The organism is Bacillus cereus group sp. Bce019 (assembly GCF_051781745.1).
Classification (GTDB): Bacteria; Bacillota; Bacilli; order Bacillales; family Bacillaceae_G; genus Bacillus_A; species Bacillus_A cereus.
Map to the genome: position 1 here is coordinate 96,266 of NZ_JBPWJX010000012.1, position 22,413 is coordinate 118,678.

The window sequence follows — 22,413 nt, forward strand, 5'->3', positions numbered from 1 at the left end:
AAGTAAGCAAAAAATAATGAAAAGAAGCTTCATTCCAAAATTAAATTATAAGAAAGCTCCTGATGATTGATACAGGGGCTTTCTTTTCGAAATTTTTCGTTTTTCTTTATCTTTCTTCCCTACTTCTAAGAATGATTCTTATAAATTGTAACTCATTATGATTAATTCACCTTTCCGCCCCATCCTTCTAACCCCATTATCACAAAAACCACATTTTTCATATAAAGATTGTGCAGCTACATTTTTAACGTTTACTGCTAAAATAATTTCATTTATACCTAAGAAGTTATTTCGGACAAAGTCAGGTAATATCTTTAAAGCTTGTTTTGCATATCCTTTCCCTTGATGGTGAAAATCTGTTGAAAATGCTCTTATTAAAATAGATTTTTCATTATTTGTATATGGTTTAACCCCGTCATTTTTATGTAAAACAAAAAACGTTACAAGCTCATTATCTTTCATAGCTAAAATTGAATGCCGATCTGAATCCTCACTCGATAGTTTTACAAGCTTTTTAGGTAAACCTGTATAACAAAGCTGCTCTTCTGACAATGTATATTGATTTATTATATTTCTGAAGTTTTCATTATAAAAATATAACTGCATATAAATATCGCTCTCCTCAATAAATGGTCATTTCTATTTCGTTGTCTATAAGTTAAATAATAAAACTCATTCCCTATTTTCTGTAAAATATTCCTCTTTAATATTCTTAACTACATATCTATTATAAATACAGAAAAGCAACTCTCCATTCTCACAATCTAGCTGTATACTTAATAAATACTATGGGATTTGAAGTTTTTATCTCCACATTCTCACCCTCAAATATATACATTTGTTTATTTTCGATATCAATAAACACCATAAGTCCATTCTCATTATATGCTTCTGAATATTCACCATCTATTTTTATTCTTTCAAAAGAAGAAAAAGGGGAATGTACTACTTGATATTCGGAAAGCTTCATTATTCGCTTTTCTTCCGGTACGTGCACAATTTTTGGATCATCATCAGGTAAATATTCTAGCCCAATTTTATTCGGCGCAACGAAAATTAATAGATGCAAGGGTTCTGTTTCATTATTTTTATAGCCATGTATATGGTTCTTCCACCCAAACACAATCTCTCCTTTTGATGCACGAATCATTATTTTATTTGAAATATAATAATCCAAATGACCTGACAACACAACTGCACAATCTTCTCCAAATGGATGGCTATGAGGTGGTATGCCTTCATGCGATTGAAAAATCACTTCATACACCCAATACTTATTATCATTCGTTTTATAAATAAGATCATTTTTTGATATATTAATAGTTGTTTGTGATAAATCGAAACTCCTCATTCGGCCCTCCTGATTAATTTCAGACTTACTTATCTTTTGAAACCATTGCATAGAGCAGTAACATGAAATGATCCTCTAATTTAAAATACATTTTATTTATATATATTCTATTGCTATTTTATCCAAATAAACACTATTAAAAATCAATCCGCAGAATGAAATTCAAATAAAACTTCCTAATACTTTCGTATTAAGAAATTTTCACATCACTACATATAACCACTTATTAAAATCTATAGTACATTCGTTATTTAGTTCGAAATATCCGTTTATTTTATAAAAATACATACGTATTAAATTGAGGAAGATATTACTCATTTGACAAAACCTAAATCTACCATTATTATCAACACGAACCTAGTTATAGGAGTGATAAAAATGAAAATTTACGTTGATGCAGATGCTTGTCCTGTAAAAGATGTAATTATTTTTGAAGCTACGAATGCGGAAATTCCTGTTACACTCGTTACTAGTTTTTCTCATTATTCTAATGCAGAGCAGCCGAAAGGTGTGGAAACAATATATGTTGATTCCGGAGCAGATGCTGCTGATTACCGAATTATGCAGTTAGCAAAAAAAGAAGATTTAATCGTAACACAAGATTACGGTCTTGCTTCGCTCGCTTTAGCAAAAGGCTGTATCGTACTACACCATAAAGGCTATAAGTATACGAATGATAACATTGAACAATTGTTACAAACACGATATTTAAGTGCAATGGTTCGAAAAAGTGGTAAGCGTACAAAAGGACCGAAACCATTTACAGCAGAAGATAAAGAGAAATTTAGAGCGCTCTTTAAAAGTATGATCGCACTTTAAAAATGAATCGTCTATTTGCTAGGAAAACTTCGCAAAACAAAGAAGAGAATATCCAAATGAACATTCTCTTCTTGAGGTTTACCCGTTTAAAATGAAGGTAAATTATCTAAGTTATTTTCTTTTATTCCATCCGGTTCACTACGTATAATATCTCTGCCATACTTATGAAATACGTCCACATGAGCTAACTTCCCTGATTTCGCTTCATTAAGAGCAGTCATATAATCTAACTCTCTCCCGCTACTTGTTTTAAAAGCAATCAAATCACCTTCATCATTTTTACGAACAGCAACAATTTGTTCTGCTCCTGTATTGACTTCATGGCCTACTTCAAATTGAGCTTGCTCTTCCCCTTGAGGTAAATAATTATTATATACTTTTTCAAAGTCTTTTTTGTCCATTAAACTCACCTCCAACACATTTTATTAGTATGGTTGGGAGATGTTGATTTTATGTACTTTTCTGTTAGAAAAAAGAATTTTTAATACCTACGCAACCCTTTCAAAGTCTCCAATACATCATCTGTAAAGGCTGTATTACCCTCTGTCTCTAAAACTCTAAAATATAAACTTCTTAAGAAAGCTCTAATATTTTGTACTAAAATATCATATTGAGGATGCGGGATGTCTTCAACAATTGCTATACTATGTAACCAGTTGCTCCACTCTTCTTCAGTTAAAAGATTTTGGTTAAGTAACGACATAATTGGTGCTACTAATCTCTCATCCTCAAAGTGAATGTATACGTAGTCATGTAAGCGTACCTTCTGACGAACGGCAGCTAGTATTGCATATGAGAACTCACGATTTTGGATTGTACGCGCTAAAGCATCAAGCGCATCTGCTGCATGTGCAGTAGAGTGTGCCCAGCCTTTTCCTTCTACGTAGCCCCTTACATCTTCTTCTAAATATACATATTCCAACACTTGTTCTGCCACACTGTACAATTGTTCTTCCGATAACAACGGTTCTCTTTCATGAACAGATAAAATAAGTGGTGGAATTAATACGGAGAATGCACGTTTAAATACAGAGTCTGTTCCCTTTTCACCAATTTTATAAAATAAATAATCAGGACTAATTGCTTGTAACATTAATCCTCTTAACTCTTTTTGTCTAAATACATCATTTGTAATCCATGTGTGAAGCGTACTATAAATTAAATCATCACGTAATTCAGCATCAGGTGATCCGATATAATCTAGCATCCATTGCGCATATGGATATGCATCTACGTCTTCTGGTACAGCATAATTGTTATTTTTAATTTGTAGTAGTTCTTCTTTTAGTTCGAGTACTTCATTCATTATATTTCTTGTCCCCTTTTTGCGTTTTTTATTGTCTTATCCCCTTTTATTTGCTTCATAAAATTAATTTAATTATAACAATAAACAAAAGGCTATACATATATTTCTGATTATGTATTACGCTCTTTCATGAAATATAACTTCTGGATTTCCTAAATCACTATTCTTAAATATAACATTCGCACACTCTTTTGGATTATGCTCATCTATATACATCTTACAGGCCGCATGATATCTGTTCAAAAACATCTTCTCTGCTTCTTCATAACTTCCAAAAGCTTCAGTTTCCCGCTTAGCACCACGTTTTCTCGCAATCTCAAAATTTGTATCTACAAAGATTTTGTAATCAAATAAATACGCAACGTCTTTTTTCAATAGAAACGTTCCATCTACTATTAATATCATATTTTGCGTGGCCAATAGCGGCTCATTATGTACAGGCATATTCGTTATTAAGTTATGAGAAATCGTTTCATACTGTAAATTTCCGTTAGGTCCTAAAGGCATTAATAATCTTTCTTTGAAAGCTGTATAATCGTGTGCATCTTCATAATACCCTCTTGCAGATTCTTTTCCTTTTGCATAGCGAATCACTCTTGGATTATGAAAATCATCAATGCTTGCGCGTGTTACTGGTAATCCTCGTTTTTTTATTTCTTCTGCTAATTCGTTTGCAAATGTTGTTTTTCCTGATGCTGTAATACCACTTACTCCAACTCTTGTTGGATAGGTTAAGTTTAGCTTTACAATATGATCTGCAATTTCTTTGATTCGTTGTTTTCGGTTCATGATATCTCCCTTTATAATTAGTTTACATAATATGATTATAAGTAACAATTCATGTCACTATTTGTCGGTAAATCGATATCCTTTGTCGAATCGTTGATATATCGAAAAAATCGTTGATATATTTTAAGTTATGATAGATATATTTGAAAAATCGTTGATATATTATTAGCTTACTTCCCCTTAAACCCCCGATATAAGGCCGTCCGTAACTCTTGCTTATACTCTTCAATTTCTGGCATTTCGAGTTCTTCTGCTAATCTGATAGCTAATTCAATATCATACGGTACTCGTACAAGTTGAATAGAAAAGCTCGCCGCTTCTTTTTCATTATATGTTCCTTCAAATATTAAATAGGAAGCTTGCGTTATTTCAAGTGGGTTTCCTACGCTACCGGCATTACATAACGTTTTCCCTCTGAAATTTTGAACGAACGCTTGGTGAACATCACCGTAACAAACGACATCTGGTTTTCTTTCTCCTTCTATATTTTCTGTCAAATCACTATTTTCGAACATACTAATACGTTCTTCTCTTGAAGCGTGTGGTTGAATTCTTTCATATAAACTTCTCGGTGAAGCGTGAAACATACGAATGAGTTTTCCACTCATAAAAAATTCGATTGAAAATGGTAAACTTCTTAAATAATCATTTTGTTCTTCCGATAATTGTTTTTGATGCCATTTTAATGCTTCAAATTCAGTCGGCTTTGTAATAAAATCATCCCAGTTTCCCATTACGACTACTTCACATTCTTTACGAATGATTTCAATTGCTTCACTGGAATGAGGTCCTTTTCCTACTAAATCTCCAAGGCAAATAATGCGCTCGATTCCTCTTAATTTAATATCATTCAACACGGATTCTAATGCTTGAATATTACCGTGAATATCTGAAATTACTGCTATTTTATCCATATAAATTACTCCTTTATTTATTAAATTCGCTTGATTGATACCATTTTGGAATATAAGATGAAAAATGATTATGATCTTCTAAAATTCCATTTAATCTTTCCTTCATATCATCTACTAAATGCGGTGTACTTCGATTCGTCCAAACGATATCCGCTGGGAATGTCATCGCGACGTACAATGTATACAGTTTCCAAAAATGAAGCGATGGTTCGCCTCCGAAATAACCGTGAACTTGTCCAACCGCAAATGGTTTACTTATTCTTATAGTAAAAATCGCTACGTTATAAAAATCGTGTATTGGATCACCAAAATCATATCCACCAAAATCGATAACGATAAATTCCTTATTATGAATCATGCTATTTGCTGGATGGAAGTCATCATGTAAAAATCTTATTGGACGATTTCCCAATAAATCTTTATGATTTTCTACAAAGGTTAATACTGGCTTCAAATCCAGAAAATTCACCTCGTAATCTGTTAGTGCCTCTATGTATCTTTCGTATTTATTCCATCTAGATGTTTCCCATTTATTACTTGCACTTTCTCTTTCAATTGAGTGAATCCTCTTTAATACTTCCCCTGCTTTTCTTCCTGCCTTATACTGTTCTTCCACCGATAACTTCGTTAAACCTTCTTCACCATTTATACCTCGGGTCCATTCAAATACTTGAACACATTTATTTAATTTCTCAATTATTATGAAATGAATTAACTTGGGTGTTGGAATATGTAATGACTCTAATCGTTTCATATACGTATATTCTTCTTGTTTACGTTCAAAATGAACTGTATCACATACTTTTACAAAATATGTTACTTTGTTTTCTAATTCTATTTTATGTTTCTCTTCATGTGAGAAACCTTTTGAAATAGCTGTACACTTTACAATACGAGGCCATTCTAGTATTCTCTCTATCTCCCTAAGCATTTCTTCCACAACGTTCACCTCTATTAATATATGTACAAACTACCTAGCACTTCATGCTCTCGTTTATTTCCACCTTTAAACTCTACTGCAAATGGATATTCACCATTCTTATTCAAATGTTCTAGTACTAGCCCTTCTCCAATCGGTTCACAAAACTGCACATGAATATCTCCAAATACTACACTTTGACACTCGGCATTCCATTTTTCATTTTTCACAACTGAGCTTGTAAATAGCTCCATTACTTCTTTCCATTTCCGTACTGTTTCTCGAACATTTTTCACTGCGTAATGAATCGTTTCAATTTGTTGTACTTTATTTTTATGTTCAGTGATTGTCCCTATATTACGTAAGTCGTTTCTTCTTTCTTCGTCCGTTTCATTCCACTGTATAAAGAAAGGTAATTTCGGTCCGTTTTTCTCTTGCTTTACAAATAACATTTTCCATTCTAAAAGGCGGCCATCTTTTCTCATTCGTTTCCCTTCAAATGGGCCTATCGTATGTAAACCGTGTTTACTAAACTTAACTGCTAGCTCTTCAATGGCATCTGTTCGAATTGCAATTTGTAACATTCCTTCTCCGTCTTGTAATTTCACTACTGTTTCTTGTACTAATGGATTTTCTGATTCTTTCGCTTTTTCTTCATGTTGAACTGCCAGAAATTCTATGTATGATAAATCAAAATAACTTAAACTATTCCAAGTCCCCCAAGTAGTATGCTCTCCGCCTAATACAGTATGAAATCCAAGCTCCTGCATTTGTTTTGCCGCTTCCTCCGGTGTACATTGCACTGCGTGAACGAGATGATCAAATGCTAACATATTCTTTCTCCCCTTTCTCTCCATCCTTTTATTGTATATTTTATTTTTCTTTCATTCAATTCAAAAACATTAAAACCTAGTTGATTTATACGATTAATATGTATTATAATGAAACAAATTTAATTATTGCTGATTGGAAAAACCAAAGGCACTTTTCTCATACGGGAAAAGTGTCTTTTTCATTTATTATTACAGGGGGATTATTTATGCAGAAATTAATTGTCTTTGCTATTATTGGATTTTTCGCTCAACTGATCGATGGAGCACTCGGAATGGCGTATGGGGTAACGTCTACTTCACTATTATTAATGTTTGGTATTGCACCGGCTGTAGCTTCCGCATCGGTTCATTTAGCTGAAGTCGTTACAACTGCAGCTTCTGGCGCATCTCATATCAAATTTGGAAACGTTGATAAATATACAGTTTCCAGGCTTACATTACCTGGGGCAATCGGCGCATTTGTTGGGGCATGTTTTTTAAGCAATTTACCTGGTGATGTAATTAAACCGTACATTTCCGTATTTTTATTTACTTTAGGGGTTTATATTTTATTACGATTCATCATTCAAAAACAAATTGTCACTTCAAATAAGCGTATGTCTGCAAAACAACTTGTGCCGCTTGGTTTATTCGCTGGATTCGTTGATTCAACTGGTGGCGGTGGTTGGGGGCCGATTACGACACCTGTTCTTCTAGCAAGAGGAAATGAAGCTAGAAAAGTTATTGGATCTGTAGATACGAGTGAATTTCCTGTTTCACTCGCTGCAACAATCGGCTTCTTCATCTCACTTGGCTGGGAACAAGTAAGCTGGGTTTGGGTATTTTCTCTCATGCTCGGTGGTATCGTAGCGGCACCAATCGCGGCATGGCTAGTTCGCATCGTTCCTTCTCATTTACTTGGCGTATTAGTTGGTGGTCTTATTATCTTTACAAACATTCGTACACTGCTTACTACATTTAAAGTGGATCCAACTATTATTTCACTTTCTTACGTTGCAGTTGGTCTTGTCGTTATTATTTCTATTTTCATTGCTGTTCGTAATCATTCCAATCGTCCTAATACGTCAACGGCTGAGTATCCGAATGATCAGAAGCAAATGCTACCATAACTATAAAAAATACCGCTCAATTTAGAGCGGTATTTTTTATTTTTCTATTTTCCAATTAATCATCATTTCTGTAGCATTTACTCTCTTCATATGTAACTTTTCTAAAACACGCATCGAACTATAATTATCTAGAAGTGTCTCTGCAATTATTGTTTCTACCTCACCTGTTTTGAAAGCCCAATCGATTAGTTCTTTTACCGCTTCTGTTGCATAGCCCTGATTCCAATATTTCTCAATGAATCCATAACCGATTTCTACTGTTTGATTCTCATTTGGTTTCCCCTTAAACCCAATATCACCTAAAACGATATCATCTTCTTTCCGAAGAACATACCACGCCCCCCATGGTAATAAAGCCGCATCTTGTTTTACATTCTCTACATGCCCCACAATATGCGGACCGCTATTATATCCTTGCTCGTTAGCGACTTGAATCCTCTCTTCTGTACACGGCACTATATAGAGCCTTTCTGTTTCTAATTTCATTTTGATTTCCCCTTTTTGCTTAAACGTTACCCTAATTATAACAAATAATATGACCTTATCATGAATGTCGAATTATATTTTTCTGAATTTTCTTTTAATTTAAAGGATTTTTCAATATTTTTTGCGAAACATTTGTATAACAATTTTTTCTTTGCTTATTGCTACATAATAGTTGGTTCGGGTGGAGTTTTGCAAGCGTTTCCTATACAATAACCGATATTTTTTGATTTTTTCCTACAAAATATCTTGCAATATATTCAGAAATTCATTACAATTGCCATATATTAAAAATCTTAGCAATATATAAATCCTCATCAATCCGATGAGGTAGAGGTTGCGACTTTTAATAGTAAAACGGACGAGACACAGAGAATGTCAGCTGACTCCGTTTGAAAGGAAAAGTTGCCGAAGTTTATATTTCTTCTCTGGAAATATAAGCTGGGGCTGTCTCCGAAAGGAACAGAACTGTCACATTTACAAAATTACCGTGTAAATGTGGGGTGCTATCTTAACGGAAGGGTATGATGGGGTGGTTATTTGTGAAACGTTCCGCCAAATTCCTTTGGCGGTTTTTTGTATTTTTCTCCCCCGCTCCTTCCTAACCTACAAGAAAAGGAGTGTTGAACATGAATAGCGCAACAAATCAATCTACCTCTAAAACGCAAACTACACAAGGAAAAGGTGAATTAAGACGTGGTCTAAAATCAAGGCATCTTACGATGATTTCTCTCGGTGGTACAATTGGTACCGGACTATTTCTTGCCAGCGGTGGTGTCATCCATTCAGCTGGACCTGGCGGCGCATTAATTGCATACGCCGCAATTGGAATTATGGTTTATTTTTTAATGACAAGCTTAGCTGAACTCGCAGCTTACATGCCTGTTACTGGATCTTTTAGCACGTATGCAACAAAATTTGTTGATCCATCACTTGGCTTTGCACTTGGATGGAACTATTGGTATAACTGGGCAATTACGATTGCTGCTGAACTTGCAGCTGTAACATTAATTATGAAATTTTGGTTCCCAGATACCCCTTCTCTTATTTGGAGCGGATTATGTTTAGCTATTATTTTCCTTTTAAACTACTTATCTGTTAAAGGGTTTGGTGAATCTGAATATTGGTTCGCACTTATTAAAGTAGTTACTATTATTATCTTTTTAATTGTTGGTTTCATGATGATTTTCGGAATTATGGGCGGCGAAACGGTTGGATTCAAAAACTTCACTGTTGCAGATGCACCATTTAACGGCGGTATCATGGCAATTATCGGTGTGTTTATGGCAGCTGGTTTCTCCTTCCAAGGTACTGAACTATTAGGAGTAGCTGCTGGTGAAACGTCTGATCCAGAACGTAATATTCCGAAAGCAATTCGTTCAATCTTTTGGCGTATTCTTTTATTCTATATCCTTGCGATTCTCGTTATCGGTTTATTAATTCCTTATACAACTGAAAGCCTTGCAGCAAGTGATGTTACAGTAAGTCCGTTTACACTTATTTTTGAAAAAGCGGGCGTTGCCTTTGCTGCTTCTGTTATGAACGCTGTTATTTTAACTGCTGTACTATCTGCTGGTAACTCTGGTATGTATGCATCAACTCGTATGCTTTGGGATTTAGCTCGCCAAGGAAAAGCACCAAAGTTTCTTGGTAAATTAGATAGCCGCGGTGTACCTGTTAACGCGTTAATTGTAACGTCAATTGTTGGTAGTATTGCTTTCATTGCTTCTTTATTCGGTGACGGTGTTGTATACATTTGGTTATTAAACGCATCTGGAATGTCTGGTTTTATCGCATGGGTCGGAATTGCAATTAGTCATTACCGTTTCCGTAAAGCATATATCGCACAAGGAAAAGATTTAAATGACTTACCATATAGAGCAAAATGGTTCCCATTTGGTCCAATCTTCGCATTTACACTTTGTATCATCGTAATTTTAGGACAAAACTACGGCGCATTTATGGGTGAATCAATCGATTGGAATGGCGTACTCGTTTCTTACATCGGTTTACCACTCTTCTTAGTACTATGGTTAGGATATAAATTTACGAAAAAAACAAAAGTGATTCCACTTGATAAATGTGAACTAAAATAAAGTGAAACGAGCAAACAAATTTGTTTGCTCGTTTTTTGTTGCAAACCTCTTTGCTTCCCTATTGCTCCTGTTTTTGCAATAATAAAGGAAATATAAATAAAGGTTGGGATACTATGAACATTCGTATTACTGATGAAGCAAAAGCAGCTATACATAGATTAGAACGTGAAGACAAAAAGATCATTCGCATTAGAGGGACAATGACAAACTCTTGTAGTATTTTCGTTGATGTCGATTTAATTTGGGATACATTTGTTGAAGATGATGTTGTATATGAAGATGCAGAGCTTATCGTACAAATGGATTCATTCACGAAAGACTACACTGGTGATACAGTGAAGCTTGATTATAAGATGACTGGTTTTAGTATTACGACTCCGAGTGAGACGTTAGTTTATGGATTGTCGATTAAAAAATAAAAATTGCTTTTAACTGGCCACCGAGGTGAAAAAATGGGTAAATACGTTCCATTAAAATTTTTATTCAACGAAGAATTAGCAGAAAAAATAGCTGATTCTATTTGTAAATACGATCCGAATTTCTCTAAAAAAAACTTTGTATCCTCTGTAACATGTAAAGTTGAAGGTTTAGAGTTAAAACAACGTATTGAAGTAATAGCAGATGAATTACAAAATGCTTTACAAAAAGATTTTAATGCAGCAATACATATATTACTGAAAACATTAGGACCAGAAAATACAACAGAAGTAGGCACGTTTACAAATGGATATATGTACATGCCTATTGCAAAATACGTTGAAAAATATGGACTTAACGACTTTGAAACCTCATTCAACGCCATGTATGAAATAACGAAAAGAAATACTGCTGAATATGCCATTCGGCCTTTTCTTGAAACATACCATGAAGACACACTAAATATATTACAACAGTGGATTCATGACGAAAACAGCCACATTAGAAGATTAGTTTCTGAAGGTACAAGACCAAGGCTTCCTTGGGCTAAAAAAATAGGAGCTCTGAAAGGTGACTTTAAGTACAATTTACAGCTTCTTGAACCATTAATGAATGACCCTTCTAAATATGTTCAAAAATCTGTAGCCAATCATATTAACGATATTACGAAAGAAGGTACAGAACTCGTCTTTCAATGGCTAGAGCAATTACGCGATAAACAGCATCCTATTAATCCTTGGATTATAAAACATGGGTTAAGAACGGTAATAAAAAGTGGTACTTTACCAAAAGATTTTTCTTTTTAATTATTTTAAACAAAACCGCTTATGCTTCAAAAATGAAGCATAAGCGGTTTTCTTTTTGAATACAGAAATAACAAACGTAAAAAGCACTTTAAATTTCTTCTTTATATCATTATTTTACTAGCTCTTCTATGTTATTACTTTCCTTAATTTTTTCGGATGATAGCCAGAGTGAATAACTTGTTCCATCCTTGTTCCTTAAAAATATGTTAAATTCCTTATTATATAGTTCTTCTTTAAGAATAGTGACTACCTTTCTCAAATCCTCTATTACATATGGATCATTTCTATATTTTATCTCACTGTCATTGAAAACTAATGTCAATTCATACTCTAGACAATTGCCGTCTTTCGGGTGTGGACAAGTAATATCCTCAATTACAAAACGATCATTTTGAATTTCATTTAACCTTACGCCTACTTTTGTTTCAGTTTGAATCAAATATGTCCAATAACCGCTTACTGTGTTTTTCATTGTTAAAAGCAGTTCTTCTTTCGTTATAGCTTTTTGCACATTTTGAAAAGGGAAACCTATAGATTTACCATTATGATCTTCAATTTCAATTTTTGTTATCTTTCTATTACTCTTCTGAATGAATTGGATTAGAGCATATAAACGATCTAATTCTTTTGATTGGAATTGACTGTAATCAATCTTGTCACTCGTTTTTAAAGTTAATAATAACGTATCCGTTGGTTTCTCCTCTATATCATCATCCACTATATATTGAAAAACATTTTTATTTTCAGGTTCCACGTAACCTAATTTTTTAATTTCTTCTAGCATTGGTTTAAATTTCTTATATTCCTCATATGTTTTTTTTCCGTATTGATATTCATCACCTTTTATTCTTGAGTATACTAAGCCATCAACCTCTACTCTAAATTGAATATTTTTATTGTTTTTCGCTTGAACAGTATGGTATGTATGCCCCATATTCCCTTCGTGTATAGCACCCCAATCTGTTACAATCACATCAATTCCGTGCTTTTTTTTCACATATTTTTTCACCTGATCTTCATCTTCATAATTACAACCACTTAAACATAAGAAACATAACAATAGTAACATTACATTTTTTATTCTTTTCATATAGCACCTTGCCCTCTTTTCACATAAACAAAATATTCCATATATAAAGAATACTAAATCGCTGAATGTTTTCAAAGAATTAAAATATTTTTACACTCAGTTTATATATTTTTTTCTTTTATTAATGGCTCTATTAAATTTTAATATTGATAATCGAATATAATAAAAGGAAACCTAAATTTAAGGTTTCCCATTTTTACCAACAATTTAAATTTTAATAAATATTTTTTATCCAAGTAATAATTCGTAGTACCTGAAACGACTCAAACCAAGTAATGAAAAACAGGACAACAAAGAAAGAGATAAGTGATATGAATTTTAAGCTTCCATCTTCACGTCTAGCGATCGCTATAATACTCAGAACCACTCCAATTAAAAATGTAATATACCCTAATAGGATAATAGGCTCAGAATAGCTATCTATTATCCTATTTAATCCAAATAATAATAGTCCAAAAGTCATCAAGGTTATTGAAAATACACTAAATTTTTTCATAATTCAACCTCCAATATAATTTTACTATTTTATGGAGAGAATAGTTTTTTATGCGTATGAATGAACAATTACACTATAAAAATAGATAACTCAATTTATTTTTTCATTAAACAACTGCCTTCTTCTATTCCTTCAAAGGATTTCCACTCAATTATCCCGAATATATAAATAACCATTCTCACAAGGAGCGAATTTATATGAATCTATTCGAACACGAAACGTAAAACCGCTTCTCTTTCATAAGAGGTCCTCCCTTTTTCTTTTCTCATCATATCATTTACTTACAAAATAAGAGGATACAATTATGAAACGTGATCCATTATTTTTAACTTTATTAGAAAGTGCTAATACAAATTTTAGCGGTTGGGATTTTTCTTTTATTTCAGAAACCGGTCGAATGAAGAGTGAGCCTTTATCGTGGTCATATGGCAGTACAGCTTTCCAGCTTATGCAGCATGCAGAATCAATGCTCGATATGGGTACTGGCGGCGGAGAGTTTTTATCTATGTTACAACCATTCCCGCCAACTATATTCGCTACTGAGGGCTACGCTCCAAACGTGCCAATTGCTCGAAACAAATTAGAGCCTTTAGGAATTACTGTTTTAGAAGTAACTGATGATACTGCATTACCATTTCAAGATGGGCAGTTTGATTTAATTATAAATCAACATGAATCATATGCTGCTTCTGAAGTAAAAAGAATTCTTTCTCCAAATGGAACATTTCTTACACAACAAGTTGGCGGTCTCGATTGTGCGGAACTTAATGACCAATTTGACACACCACTAAATAGTGAATTTGCAAGTTGGTCGCTTGAAGCGGCATGTAATAAACTACAGGAAAACGGATTTACTATCTTAGAAGCAAAAGAAGAATTCCCTTTCCAACGATTTTATGATATTGGCGCTATCGTCTATTATTTAAAAGCAATTCCATGGCAAATTTCTGATTTTACTGTCAAAAGGTATTATGAGGAATTATATCGTATACATGAAATCATCTTACAAAAAGATTATTTTGATGTGAAGCAACATCGGTTTATCATTAAGGCGATTCGTGACTAACGGAAAAGAGGTGGCAAAGCCACCTCTTTTCCGTTTACGTATGTTCTCTACGCTTTCACCATAAGAAAAGTTATATCATACATATTACAATTATGACCAATGAATTGTATTTCTGAAGCATATAATCACCTCGCATATATAATGAGAGTAAAAACGTGATTTTTCACTATCCTCTTCTATTGAGAAACAAGTTGTTTTTCATATCGCTTGTTCGCATCATCTTCTGTCAAACATGCAGTTGTGTAATTAATAATATTCCGGTTATCGTACGTGAATATATGTTTTAACTTATTTTCTTCTGTTAATACTGTCGGTAAGTATTTTGGTAAATTGCTAACTACACCTCTATTATCACCATCTAATATCCAATCAATTTCTTTCCATTCTAATAATCCTTCAGCCGTACGAAATGGTGTATTCATCTGCATGCCATCTGGCAGATCAGCAACGAACACATACATTCCTTCACTAGCCTGGGGCTCATCTTTACCTTTAAAACCAACAGTCCCTTTATACGTTACACTTGAAAGTTCTATACCCGTTTCCTCAAATGTTTCTCTAATTATTCCTTCGTATGGCGTTTCATTCTCTTATATTTTTCCTCCAACACCATTCCACATCCCCATATTCGGCTTTTTATTTCTATTTAATAGCAATATTTTATCACTTTTTCTAATAAAGCAAATTGTGTATTTGTACATACGATTATTTCCTTTCATTTTCCACATGAGTTATTTGGCTTATTTTCAAGTAAAAACACTCGCCTTACAATTCCTTACTACATAATATATAGTACAACTTTCATGCGTAAACACTTTACGTCAAACGAGAGAAGCCTTTTTAGAAAGGAGAATTTAAAATCGATACTATAAGCAATGAATTTCTAAAACAATATTACGATAGCCTTGTGTGGTTAAAAGATACACATTGGTTTGGAGTTCCAATCTGTAAACTTCCCTCTGATCTCTTTTTGTATCAAGAAATCATTTATGAATTAAAGCCCGATTTAATTATTGAATGCGGGACTTTTCACGGTGGTAGTGCACTGTATTTAGCTTCTATGTTAGATTTAATTGGAAAAGGTCACGTACTTACTATCGATATAACTCCGCAGCCAAATCGGCCATCACATAATCGGATTACGTATTTAACAGCATCTTCTATTTCTGTGCAGGCCATCCAAACAATAGTAAGCATGCGCAAACCTGATGATGTGATTTTAGTTATTTTAGATTCTGATCATAGTAAAGAGCATGTATCCAAAGAACTCTTACTATATAAATCTATCGTCACTACTGGCAGTTATATAATTGTAGAAGATACCTCCATTAATGGAAATCCGCTTCTTCCCGATTGGGGTCCTGGCCCGATGGAAGCTGTGGATGAGTTTTTAACTAAAAATAATAACTTCATAATCGACGAGTCTAAACATAAATTTTTCATATCATTTAATCCAAAAGGTTTTTTAAAGAAAATAAAGTGAAACTTTAATAAGTGGGGTTTTGCTCATCCCCCCACTTATTCTATCATTTTCATTTTTGAAAATGGATAATATACAAATTCCACCTTGCCAATTATGTTATCTTCTTCAATATATCCTAAGCCATTGCGACTATCTCTACTTACTTCGCGGTTATCTCCCATTACAAATAACTTATTTGGCGGAATTTTTGTCTTTTGAAAGTTATAAAACACTTGTGTGTTGTTAAATAAATCTTTGTTCGTATATGGTTCTTCTTGCTTTTTATCGTTCACATATACCTTTCCGTTCGTTATGTTAATTACATCACCCGGAAGCCCTATTACACGTTTCACATAATATTTCGATTCATCCGCTTCCTTTATAATGACAATTTCTCCGTGTTGTAAATTAGAAAGACGTACTACCGCTTTATTTACAAATACGTAATCTTCTTCATATAAAGTCGGCTGCATCGATTCCCCTTCCACTTTACATACAGTAAAAGAATGGTAGCCTATTACCATCACCAATATAAATAGTATGTACTTTCCCCAGCCTCTCTTAATTTCCTTTTTCATATCCATTCCCACCTTATAAAGCGCTTTTTAACTCAAAAAATATATCACTGCACAATATGTTTCCATGCAGTGATACTATTTTTATTGTGCTTTGTTCGGTTGTTCTAATGGAATTGAATTTGCATTTGATCTATTTGTTTTTAATTCAAAATACGCATCCAAAATCTCTTTACCAATGGCAGAATTAATTCCTGATTTATCATCATTCACCCACGGCACAACAACTGAAAAAGCTATTTCCGGATCAGCATCATATGGCGCATAACCGGCAAGAGTTAAATTATAACATTTTTTTCGGTTGTTGTTCTCATCTCTTCCAATATCACTTTCTCCACCATATACTGTCTCAGCTGTTCCTGTTTTTCCCGCTGGTTTATATGGTAAACCTTTAAACGTTCCGGTACCTGTTCCGTCAGCTTCTTGAAAAACTCTTCTAAATCCTTCTTTTACATGATTAATGTACGAAGTGTCCATATCCACTCTATTTAATACAACTGGTTCAATCGACCGAACGACTTTTCCTACATCCTCTGGTCTATTCGGTTGCTCTCTAACTTCTTGTACAATTTGTGGTTTCATTCGGTAACCGCCATTTGCAATGGTTGAAATATATTGCGCAAGCTGAAGCGGCGTATATGTATCATACTGTCCAATCGCGTAATCAAGTAAAAATCCGGGTATGTTATCAGTTCTACCTATTTGACCGATTGATTCATTTGGCAGGTCAATACCAGTCGACACACCTAGGCCAAATTGTCTAAAATAGTAGCGCATTTTATTAAATGTTTCTTGTTTAATGTCTAATGGATTGTTTGGGACATAATTAATGCCTGCCATTTTTAAAGCTGTATTAAACATATAAACGTTCGATGACACTTGCAAAGCTCTTAAATCATCAATATCTCCAAATTCTTTCCACGATTTCTTCGGCTTAGAACTTCCTTTAAAATACATTGGCGCATCAAAGAAATGTGTATACGGCTTAATCGCTTCTGTTTGATATCCAGTTAATAAAGTAGCCCCTTTTACAGTTGACCCTAACTCATAAGAACTTGTCATCGTTCCTAAGGCATAATCTTCTATTTGCATCCCGCCATCTTTATTTACAATTTTCTTTCCTGCCATTGATAAAATTTGACCGTTTTTCGGATTCATCATTACTACGAACGCACGATCCATCATCGGCTCTGCAGCATGAAAGGCTCGTAAATTCTTTTCAAGGCTTCCCTCTACTCTTTTCTGTAAATCCATATCGACTGTTAACATCAAGTTATTTCCACTTTTTCCTTCAGTCACTTTTTCTGTTCGAACAATCTTCCCTGTTTTATCCATAATATTTTTAGACTGTTCTTTCGTTCCATGTAGTGCATCTTCGTATTGTTTTTCGATGTAACTTTTACCAATACGGTCGTTTCGATTATAATCACGAACTAAATAATAATCTAATTGTTCTCTTGGCAACCCCTCATTTTCATTAGAAACGCTACCTAGTATAGAGCGCAGTATTTTATCATTTGGGTATTCACGTTCCCAATCTACTGTTGTATCTACCCCTGGTAAACTTGCCAACCTTTCACTAACGACAGCATATTCATTTTGACTTACATCTTTTTTAACGATTTGCGGCGTCATTTTATATCCCGCATTCATTTTGCTTTTAATTACTAATACTTCTATATCTTCCTTTGAAAGCTCATTTAATTCTTCTTGTGTAATTCTTTCCCGGCGCAGTTCTTCTACTTTTTTATCTAACTCTTTTCCTTCTATTTCTTGCTTTCTAAATTTACTCTCATCTTCTTTCGTTACTTTCGCTGCTGCCCGCTTTTCATTTAACTGCATCCAAAAATCTTTCTTATCTGTCTCTGTTAACTTATCAATGTCCTCTTGCGACATTTCAATTAGTTTGGCTAAATCTCTTGCTACTTGTAAAACTTCTTTCGAGTCTACTCCTCTCATTTTCGTATATGTAACGGTTCGCAATGGTTTATTATTTACAATAACGTGACCTTGCCGATCAAACATTTTCCCTCTAGGAACGGGAGTGCTTACCGTTACATCTTCCTTTTTATTTACTTCATTTCTATACGTTTCTCCATCAATGATTTGTACTTTACCTAATTGAATTATAATAGCTGAAAATAAAAGAAAGACAATAAAAAATAGTACATTTAACCGAAATGGAATATGAGTCTTTTTCTTTTTCGATTGTTTTTTCTGCTCCTTTTTCTGTCTCATTTCGCTCCCTCGCTTCATTCTATTAACATTTCTACGCAAAATCATTATGTATCAAATTTATTTATATGATATATATAGAATTTTATATTAATTATAAAAGAAATAAAAGATTTAATTTTCAGTTTTTTGTTTTTACATCCTATTTATTACCATTCCCTTAATGCACAATAACATGAATATTATTCTAAAAGAAAAATGGGGCAAATTGATTTTTATAAATTATAGAGATGTTGTTACTACATTATCAAAATGTTTTCATATGGCTTAAAACAGCGATAACTCAAATAAAAAACTGAGGCAGATACCTCAGTTTTTTCGATAACTTATTTCATTGAAGATAACCCTTCAACAAACTCACCAATCTTATTTTGAAAAACAAAATCAAAGTTATATTCCTGTCCTGTTAACTCTTCATTTACTAAAATAGTTGTTGCTCCTACTTCCCTCTTTGCGATTTCCGGGAATGAAGCGACAGGTTGTACTTTTAATGACGTTCCCATAACGAGAAGTACACCTGTTTCATATAAACGTTTCATCGCATTTTGATATTGCGGCAGTGTATCTCCGTATAAAACAACATCTGGATTTAAAATGAAATTACACTTCTCACAACGCGGTACTTCATGATCAATCATATACTGTAAATCATAGCCTGATTTACATTTTGGACAATGTGCTGTTTGAAGTGTTCCATGTAAATCGATGACATGCTTACTGCCACCTAATTGATGTAAACCGTCAATATTTTGCGTTAAAATCGTAATATCTTTCCCTTGTTCTTCTAGCTCAGCTAAAAAGCGATGGCCACGATTTGGTTTATATTGATGGAACGTATTAATTTGAAAGATTTCTTTATAATGCTTCCAAAATTCTTTCGGACTTCGGTTATAGTACCCTCTTGATAAGTACATCTCCACATTCGCATCAGCATACAATCCATTTGCTGAACGAAAATCTGGAATACCACTTTCCGTACTTGCACCAGCGCCTGTTAATACTGTAATTTTCTTCGCTTTTTCTAAAATTGAACGTACTTCTTCAAATTGTTGCACAAAAATCACCTCTATGTATTTTCCTATTCTTATTATACCAGTTGTTTACAGGAGGTGTTGTACAATTCATTTTACTTAATGCGTTGCGCCCCCAACCTCTACAATATCTACCTTAACTGTCGTCGTTACTTCGATTGCCAATTCTATCCCCTTACGAATAGTAGAAAGTGACATACTCGGTTGCCCTGGATAATTACTCGCTTGTTCTGGTAAAAACGGAATATGAATGAATCCGCCTTTTATTTTCTTATCATGTTTCTCTAGTTCATGCATAAGTCCATAGAATAAGTGATTACAAACGAATGTGCCTGCCGTCTGTGAAACAGATGACGGTATACCCTCTTCGCGAAGTTTTTTTACGATTGCTTTCATCGGAAGTGTAGACCAATACGCAATCGCTCCTTCTTCTACAACCGGTACATCTACCGGCTGATTCCCTTCATTGTCAGCGATTCTTGCATCATCAATATTAATTGCGATACGTTCTATCGTAATATCTGGTCTGCCCCCAGCTTGTCCAATGCATATAATAATTTCCGGCGCTAGTTCTTCTATATACTCTTTTAATACGCTTATTGATTTATGAAATACAGTTGGTACTTGTTTGCTTATTATCTTGTATTCTCCAATTGTTTTTTCATGCAAACCTTTTGCTACTTCCCAAGCTGGATTGATATTTTCTCCGCCGAACGGATCAAACCCTGTTAATAATACTGTTTTCATAGTTTTATCCTGGTTTAAAATTCTTATAAAAATCTATAAATTGTTGGCGAACCAAGTCAAATGCCAACTACCGAAAAGGAATTTCACCTTTTTCCTGTCCGTAAGGGTTGTGACCTTTTCATCCACCTATTGTGAAAGAATGACGGCAGGTTCCTGTTAGGAACGATCTGTTCTTGCATACTACCATTCATCCAAGTCAGTAGTATGCAAGAGGTTATAAGAAATAAACCAGTCCCCCCCCTTCTCATTTAAATTTTAAATATGAATTGTTGATTGCTCATATAAACAGTTTTGTGAAGAATGCTCCACAATTTCCAATTGTGATATTCTTTCCACGTTTGAATTGTTTGTAACCATTTTTTATATACTTTTTTCGTATTCTTTTTACTTTCTTCCATGGAAGCAACAAGAATACGCAGTTTTGTTGTAATTTGGTTTTTTAATAATAATATAATCTCTTGTGGTAATTGTTCTTGCAATTCCAATCCACGTCTTGCAATCGTGAATGCGGCTGCTTCATGAACACTAATACCGAAATTTTTACTGTATTTTAATTTTCCAATCACACTTGTATAAGCGGGGTTTACTGTTTTAACAGAAAATCCGTTACGAAGAGACATACGAATTAAACTGTTCAACATCTTTTTATACGTAAATTGATGGAAATTACGATTACTGTATTTATCAGTATCATGAGATTGTTGAAACTTTAAATCTTCTAAAACAATTCCACCTACATTGTTTTCCAATAACCATGTTTTAATTTGTTGTACGATTTGTCCAATTATCGTTGCGCGTTTATTTGTTAAAAACGCATTCAGATTGTGTAGATAAAAATTTTTTGAACCTTTAAAATTACCTTGTTTTGTACATAAACTAACTGCAATACGGTCCGGATTTACATCAATTCCTGCAATTACATCTGATTGTGGTGTTTCCTTCAAATCTAGTACACGACCTATTTGTGTTTCATCAAACGTAATATTTACATAAAATTCATTTTGTTTACGAATGATTTCTACACTATATTTTTGATGCTCTATAATCGGTTTTCCTTTTGGATTTACACCGATTCGCTTTCCCATAACGACATTTGTGATTTGATGATAAAAATGATATGGAATGATAATCGGAACTTTGATTCGTGGGCTTTTTGTTTTTCCATTTGTTCGTCCTAATGGATTTGCAATTTCTAACCATCCTTGCCCACAGTCATCAACTGTAATGCGCATGTTCAAATTCCCTTTTTTGCTTTTATCTCCACGAGAATATAATTGTCGTGTCCGCAAATCTTTCCATTCTTGATTGGATATCTTGTTTTTCATTCTTTCATAGAAATTTTTCCGCCCACCAAAAATAATAGGAGGTAATGTTTTATTTTTAATATGTTTTGCATACGTTTCAATTCTTTGTTCTAATTTTTGTTTTCGTTTTCTTAAGCCAATTAAACAAGTTTCTAATGCAACTTGTTTAGGTCTTTTTTTGCCGCGTTCATAATCATCTATTTTTTGTAACGTCTTTTCTAACTTTTTTTGATTGTTTTCTAGGTAAACAGGAAGAAGTTCTTTTTGAGAGAAAAGGATCGATTGCGCTTGTAAAATCGCATCTTCACAAAAACGTTTATTTAACAAATATTTAGGTTGTAGTTTTTTTATCAATTCTTTCTCGTTTTCGCCCTCAATCAAACGATTAAAACTATATCGTTTTGCACTTTCGAACGTACGGATTAAAGTAATTAAATCTTCCGTTTGTTCTTTTGTAATAGAATTGATTTTACAAGTACGTGTTGTTTTCATCCTTTCCCCCCTTTTCATCACCTGAAAATATTATAGGTTGAATTCTGTAAAATATAAAACCTGTAATTGTAAA

23 protein-coding genes, 1 pseudogene and 1 riboswitch are annotated in these 22,413 nt (G+C 33.7%); of the genes and pseudogenes, 7 read left to right on the plus strand and 17 right to left on the minus strand.

Annotation, left to right across the window (positions count from 1 at the left end; all coding sequences use genetic code 11):
- Nucleotides 1-138: 138 nt before the first annotated feature.
- Both ACS2QP_RS17180 and ACS2QP_RS17185 read right to left on the minus strand, forming a co-directional pair.
- Nucleotides 139-606: a GNAT family N-acetyltransferase gene (locus tag ACS2QP_RS17180; RefSeq protein WP_001177778.1), complete on the minus strand. Its 468-nt coding sequence runs from the start codon at nt 604-606 to the stop codon at nt 139-141.
- Nucleotides 607-757: 151 nt separating this feature from the next.
- Nucleotides 758-1,351 carry a cupin domain-containing protein gene (locus ACS2QP_RS17185; protein WP_001255984.1) on the minus strand — a complete coding sequence of 198 codons (594 nt, stop codon included), beginning with the start codon at nt 1,349-1,351 and terminating at the stop codon, nt 758-760.
- A 378-nt stretch (nt 1,352-1,729) separates the two neighbouring features.
- On the opposite strand from ACS2QP_RS17185, the gene ACS2QP_RS17190 reads away from it, so the two are divergent.
- Nucleotides 1,730-2,170 (plus strand): YaiI/YqxD family protein, encoded by a 441-nt coding sequence (locus ACS2QP_RS17190; protein ID WP_000708761.1) that lies wholly within the window; start codon nt 1,730-1,732, stop codon nt 2,168-2,170.
- Between the two features lie 86 nt (nt 2,171-2,256).
- On the opposite strand, the gene ACS2QP_RS17195 is transcribed toward ACS2QP_RS17190, so the two are convergent.
- The 6 genes from ACS2QP_RS17195 to ACS2QP_RS17220 form a co-directional block, all read right to left on the minus strand.
- Nucleotides 2,257-2,571, minus strand: coding sequence for a DUF3892 domain-containing protein (locus ACS2QP_RS17195; RefSeq protein WP_332284322.1), 315 nt, complete (start codon nt 2,569-2,571; stop codon nt 2,257-2,259).
- Between the two features lie 80 nt (nt 2,572-2,651).
- Nucleotides 2,652-3,476, minus strand: coding sequence for a DUF2785 domain-containing protein (locus tag ACS2QP_RS17200; RefSeq protein WP_438882674.1), 825 nt, complete (start codon nt 3,474-3,476; stop codon nt 2,652-2,654).
- 117 nt (nt 3,477-3,593) lie between these two features.
- Nucleotides 3,594-4,265: a hypothetical protein gene (locus tag ACS2QP_RS17205; protein ID WP_119683613.1), complete on the minus strand. Its 672-nt coding sequence runs from the start codon at nt 4,263-4,265 to the stop codon at nt 3,594-3,596.
- 170 nt (nt 4,266-4,435) lie between these two features.
- Entirely contained in the window at nt 4,436-5,179 is a 744-nt protein-coding gene (locus ACS2QP_RS17210) for a metallophosphoesterase family protein (RefSeq protein WP_000357656.1), read from the minus strand.
- 13 nt (nt 5,180-5,192) lie between these two features.
- Nucleotides 5,193-6,119: an aminoglycoside phosphotransferase family protein gene (locus tag ACS2QP_RS17215; protein WP_326263852.1), complete on the minus strand. Its 927-nt coding sequence runs from the start codon at nt 6,117-6,119 to the stop codon at nt 5,193-5,195.
- A 14-nt stretch (nt 6,120-6,133) separates the two neighbouring features.
- Nucleotides 6,134-6,931, minus strand: coding sequence for a VOC family protein (locus tag ACS2QP_RS17220; RefSeq protein WP_438882675.1), 798 nt, complete (start codon nt 6,929-6,931; stop codon nt 6,134-6,136).
- A gap of 98 nt (nt 6,932-7,029) precedes the next feature.
- Here ACS2QP_RS17220 and ACS2QP_RS17225 point away from each other — a divergent pair, with 98 nt between their 5' ends.
- Nucleotides 7,030-8,040, plus strand: coding sequence for a sulfite exporter TauE/SafE family protein (locus ACS2QP_RS17225; RefSeq protein WP_002024365.1), 1,011 nt, complete (start codon nt 7,030-7,032; stop codon nt 8,038-8,040).
- Between the two features lie 36 nt (nt 8,041-8,076).
- Here the strand turns inward: ACS2QP_RS17225 and ACS2QP_RS17230 are convergent, their stop codons facing one another.
- Nucleotides 8,077-8,526 (minus strand): GNAT family N-acetyltransferase, encoded by a 450-nt coding sequence (locus ACS2QP_RS17230; protein WP_438882676.1) that lies wholly within the window; start codon nt 8,524-8,526, stop codon nt 8,077-8,079.
- A 320-nt stretch (nt 8,527-8,846) separates the two neighbouring features.
- Nucleotides 8,847-9,040, plus strand: a riboswitch (Lysine riboswitch).
- 112 nt (nt 9,041-9,152) lie between these two features.
- Here ACS2QP_RS17230 and ACS2QP_RS17235 point away from each other — a divergent pair.
- From ACS2QP_RS17235 to ACS2QP_RS17245, 3 genes are all read left to right on the plus strand, one after another.
- Nucleotides 9,153-10,619 (plus strand): amino acid permease, encoded by a 1,467-nt coding sequence (locus tag ACS2QP_RS17235; protein WP_438882677.1) that lies wholly within the window; start codon nt 9,153-9,155, stop codon nt 10,617-10,619.
- A gap of 113 nt (nt 10,620-10,732) precedes the next feature.
- A complete protein-coding gene (locus ACS2QP_RS17240) occupies nt 10,733-11,038 on the plus strand; it encodes an iron-sulfur cluster biosynthesis family protein (RefSeq protein WP_153581792.1) in 306 nt (101 codons plus the stop codon).
- 33 nt (nt 11,039-11,071) lie between these two features.
- Nucleotides 11,072-11,842, plus strand: a complete 771-nt coding sequence (locus tag ACS2QP_RS17245; protein WP_153581793.1) for a DNA alkylation repair protein — start codon at nt 11,072-11,074, stop codon at nt 11,840-11,842.
- A gap of 109 nt (nt 11,843-11,951) precedes the next feature.
- Here ACS2QP_RS17245 and ACS2QP_RS17250 read toward each other — a convergent pair whose 3' ends face one another.
- Nucleotides 11,952-12,932: a hypothetical protein gene (locus ACS2QP_RS17250; protein WP_438882678.1), complete on the minus strand. Its 981-nt coding sequence runs from the start codon at nt 12,930-12,932 to the stop codon at nt 11,952-11,954.
- A gap of 214 nt (nt 12,933-13,146) precedes the next feature.
- Entirely contained in the window at nt 13,147-13,428 is a 282-nt protein-coding gene (locus ACS2QP_RS17255) for a hypothetical protein (protein WP_332284317.1), read from the minus strand.
- Between the two features lie 304 nt (nt 13,429-13,732).
- Here ACS2QP_RS17255 and ACS2QP_RS17260 point away from each other — a divergent pair, with 304 nt between their 5' ends.
- Entirely contained in the window at nt 13,733-14,494 is a 762-nt protein-coding gene (locus tag ACS2QP_RS17260) for a class I SAM-dependent methyltransferase (RefSeq protein WP_332284315.1), read from the plus strand.
- Nucleotides 14,495-14,670: 176 nt separating this feature from the next.
- Here ACS2QP_RS17260 and ACS2QP_RS17265 read toward each other — a convergent pair.
- Nucleotides 14,671-15,195: pseudogene (locus tag ACS2QP_RS17265) on the minus strand (NUDIX hydrolase).
- A 158-nt stretch (nt 15,196-15,353) separates the two neighbouring features.
- Between ACS2QP_RS17265 and ACS2QP_RS17270 the strand changes: the two are divergent.
- A complete protein-coding gene (locus ACS2QP_RS17270; RefSeq protein WP_438882689.1) occupies nt 15,354-15,977 on the plus strand; it encodes a cephalosporin hydroxylase family protein in 624 nt (207 codons plus the stop codon).
- Nucleotides 15,978-16,012: 35 nt separating this feature from the next.
- Here ACS2QP_RS17270 and lepB read toward each other — a convergent pair whose 3' ends face one another.
- From lepB to ACS2QP_RS17295, 5 genes are all read right to left on the minus strand, one after another.
- A complete protein-coding gene (gene lepB, locus ACS2QP_RS17275; protein ID WP_438882679.1) occupies nt 16,013-16,534 on the minus strand; it encodes a signal peptidase I in 522 nt (173 codons plus the stop codon).
- An 81-nt stretch (nt 16,535-16,615) separates the two neighbouring features.
- Entirely contained in the window at nt 16,616-18,769 is a 2,154-nt protein-coding gene (locus tag ACS2QP_RS17280; protein ID WP_103621598.1) for a peptidoglycan D,D-transpeptidase FtsI family protein, read from the minus strand.
- A gap of 323 nt (nt 18,770-19,092) precedes the next feature.
- A complete protein-coding gene (locus tag ACS2QP_RS17285; RefSeq protein WP_074554685.1) occupies nt 19,093-19,830 on the minus strand; it encodes an NAD-dependent protein deacylase in 738 nt (245 codons plus the stop codon).
- A gap of 66 nt (nt 19,831-19,896) precedes the next feature.
- Entirely contained in the window at nt 19,897-20,544 is a 648-nt protein-coding gene (gene pcp / locus ACS2QP_RS17290; RefSeq protein WP_000859708.1) for a pyroglutamyl-peptidase I, read from the minus strand.
- Between the two features lie 248 nt (nt 20,545-20,792).
- Nucleotides 20,793-22,340, minus strand: a complete 1,548-nt coding sequence (locus ACS2QP_RS17295; RefSeq protein ID WP_000859083.1) for an IS200/IS605 family accessory protein TnpB-related protein — start codon at nt 22,338-22,340, stop codon at nt 20,793-20,795.
- Between the last annotated feature and the right edge of the window lie 73 nt (nt 22,341-22,413).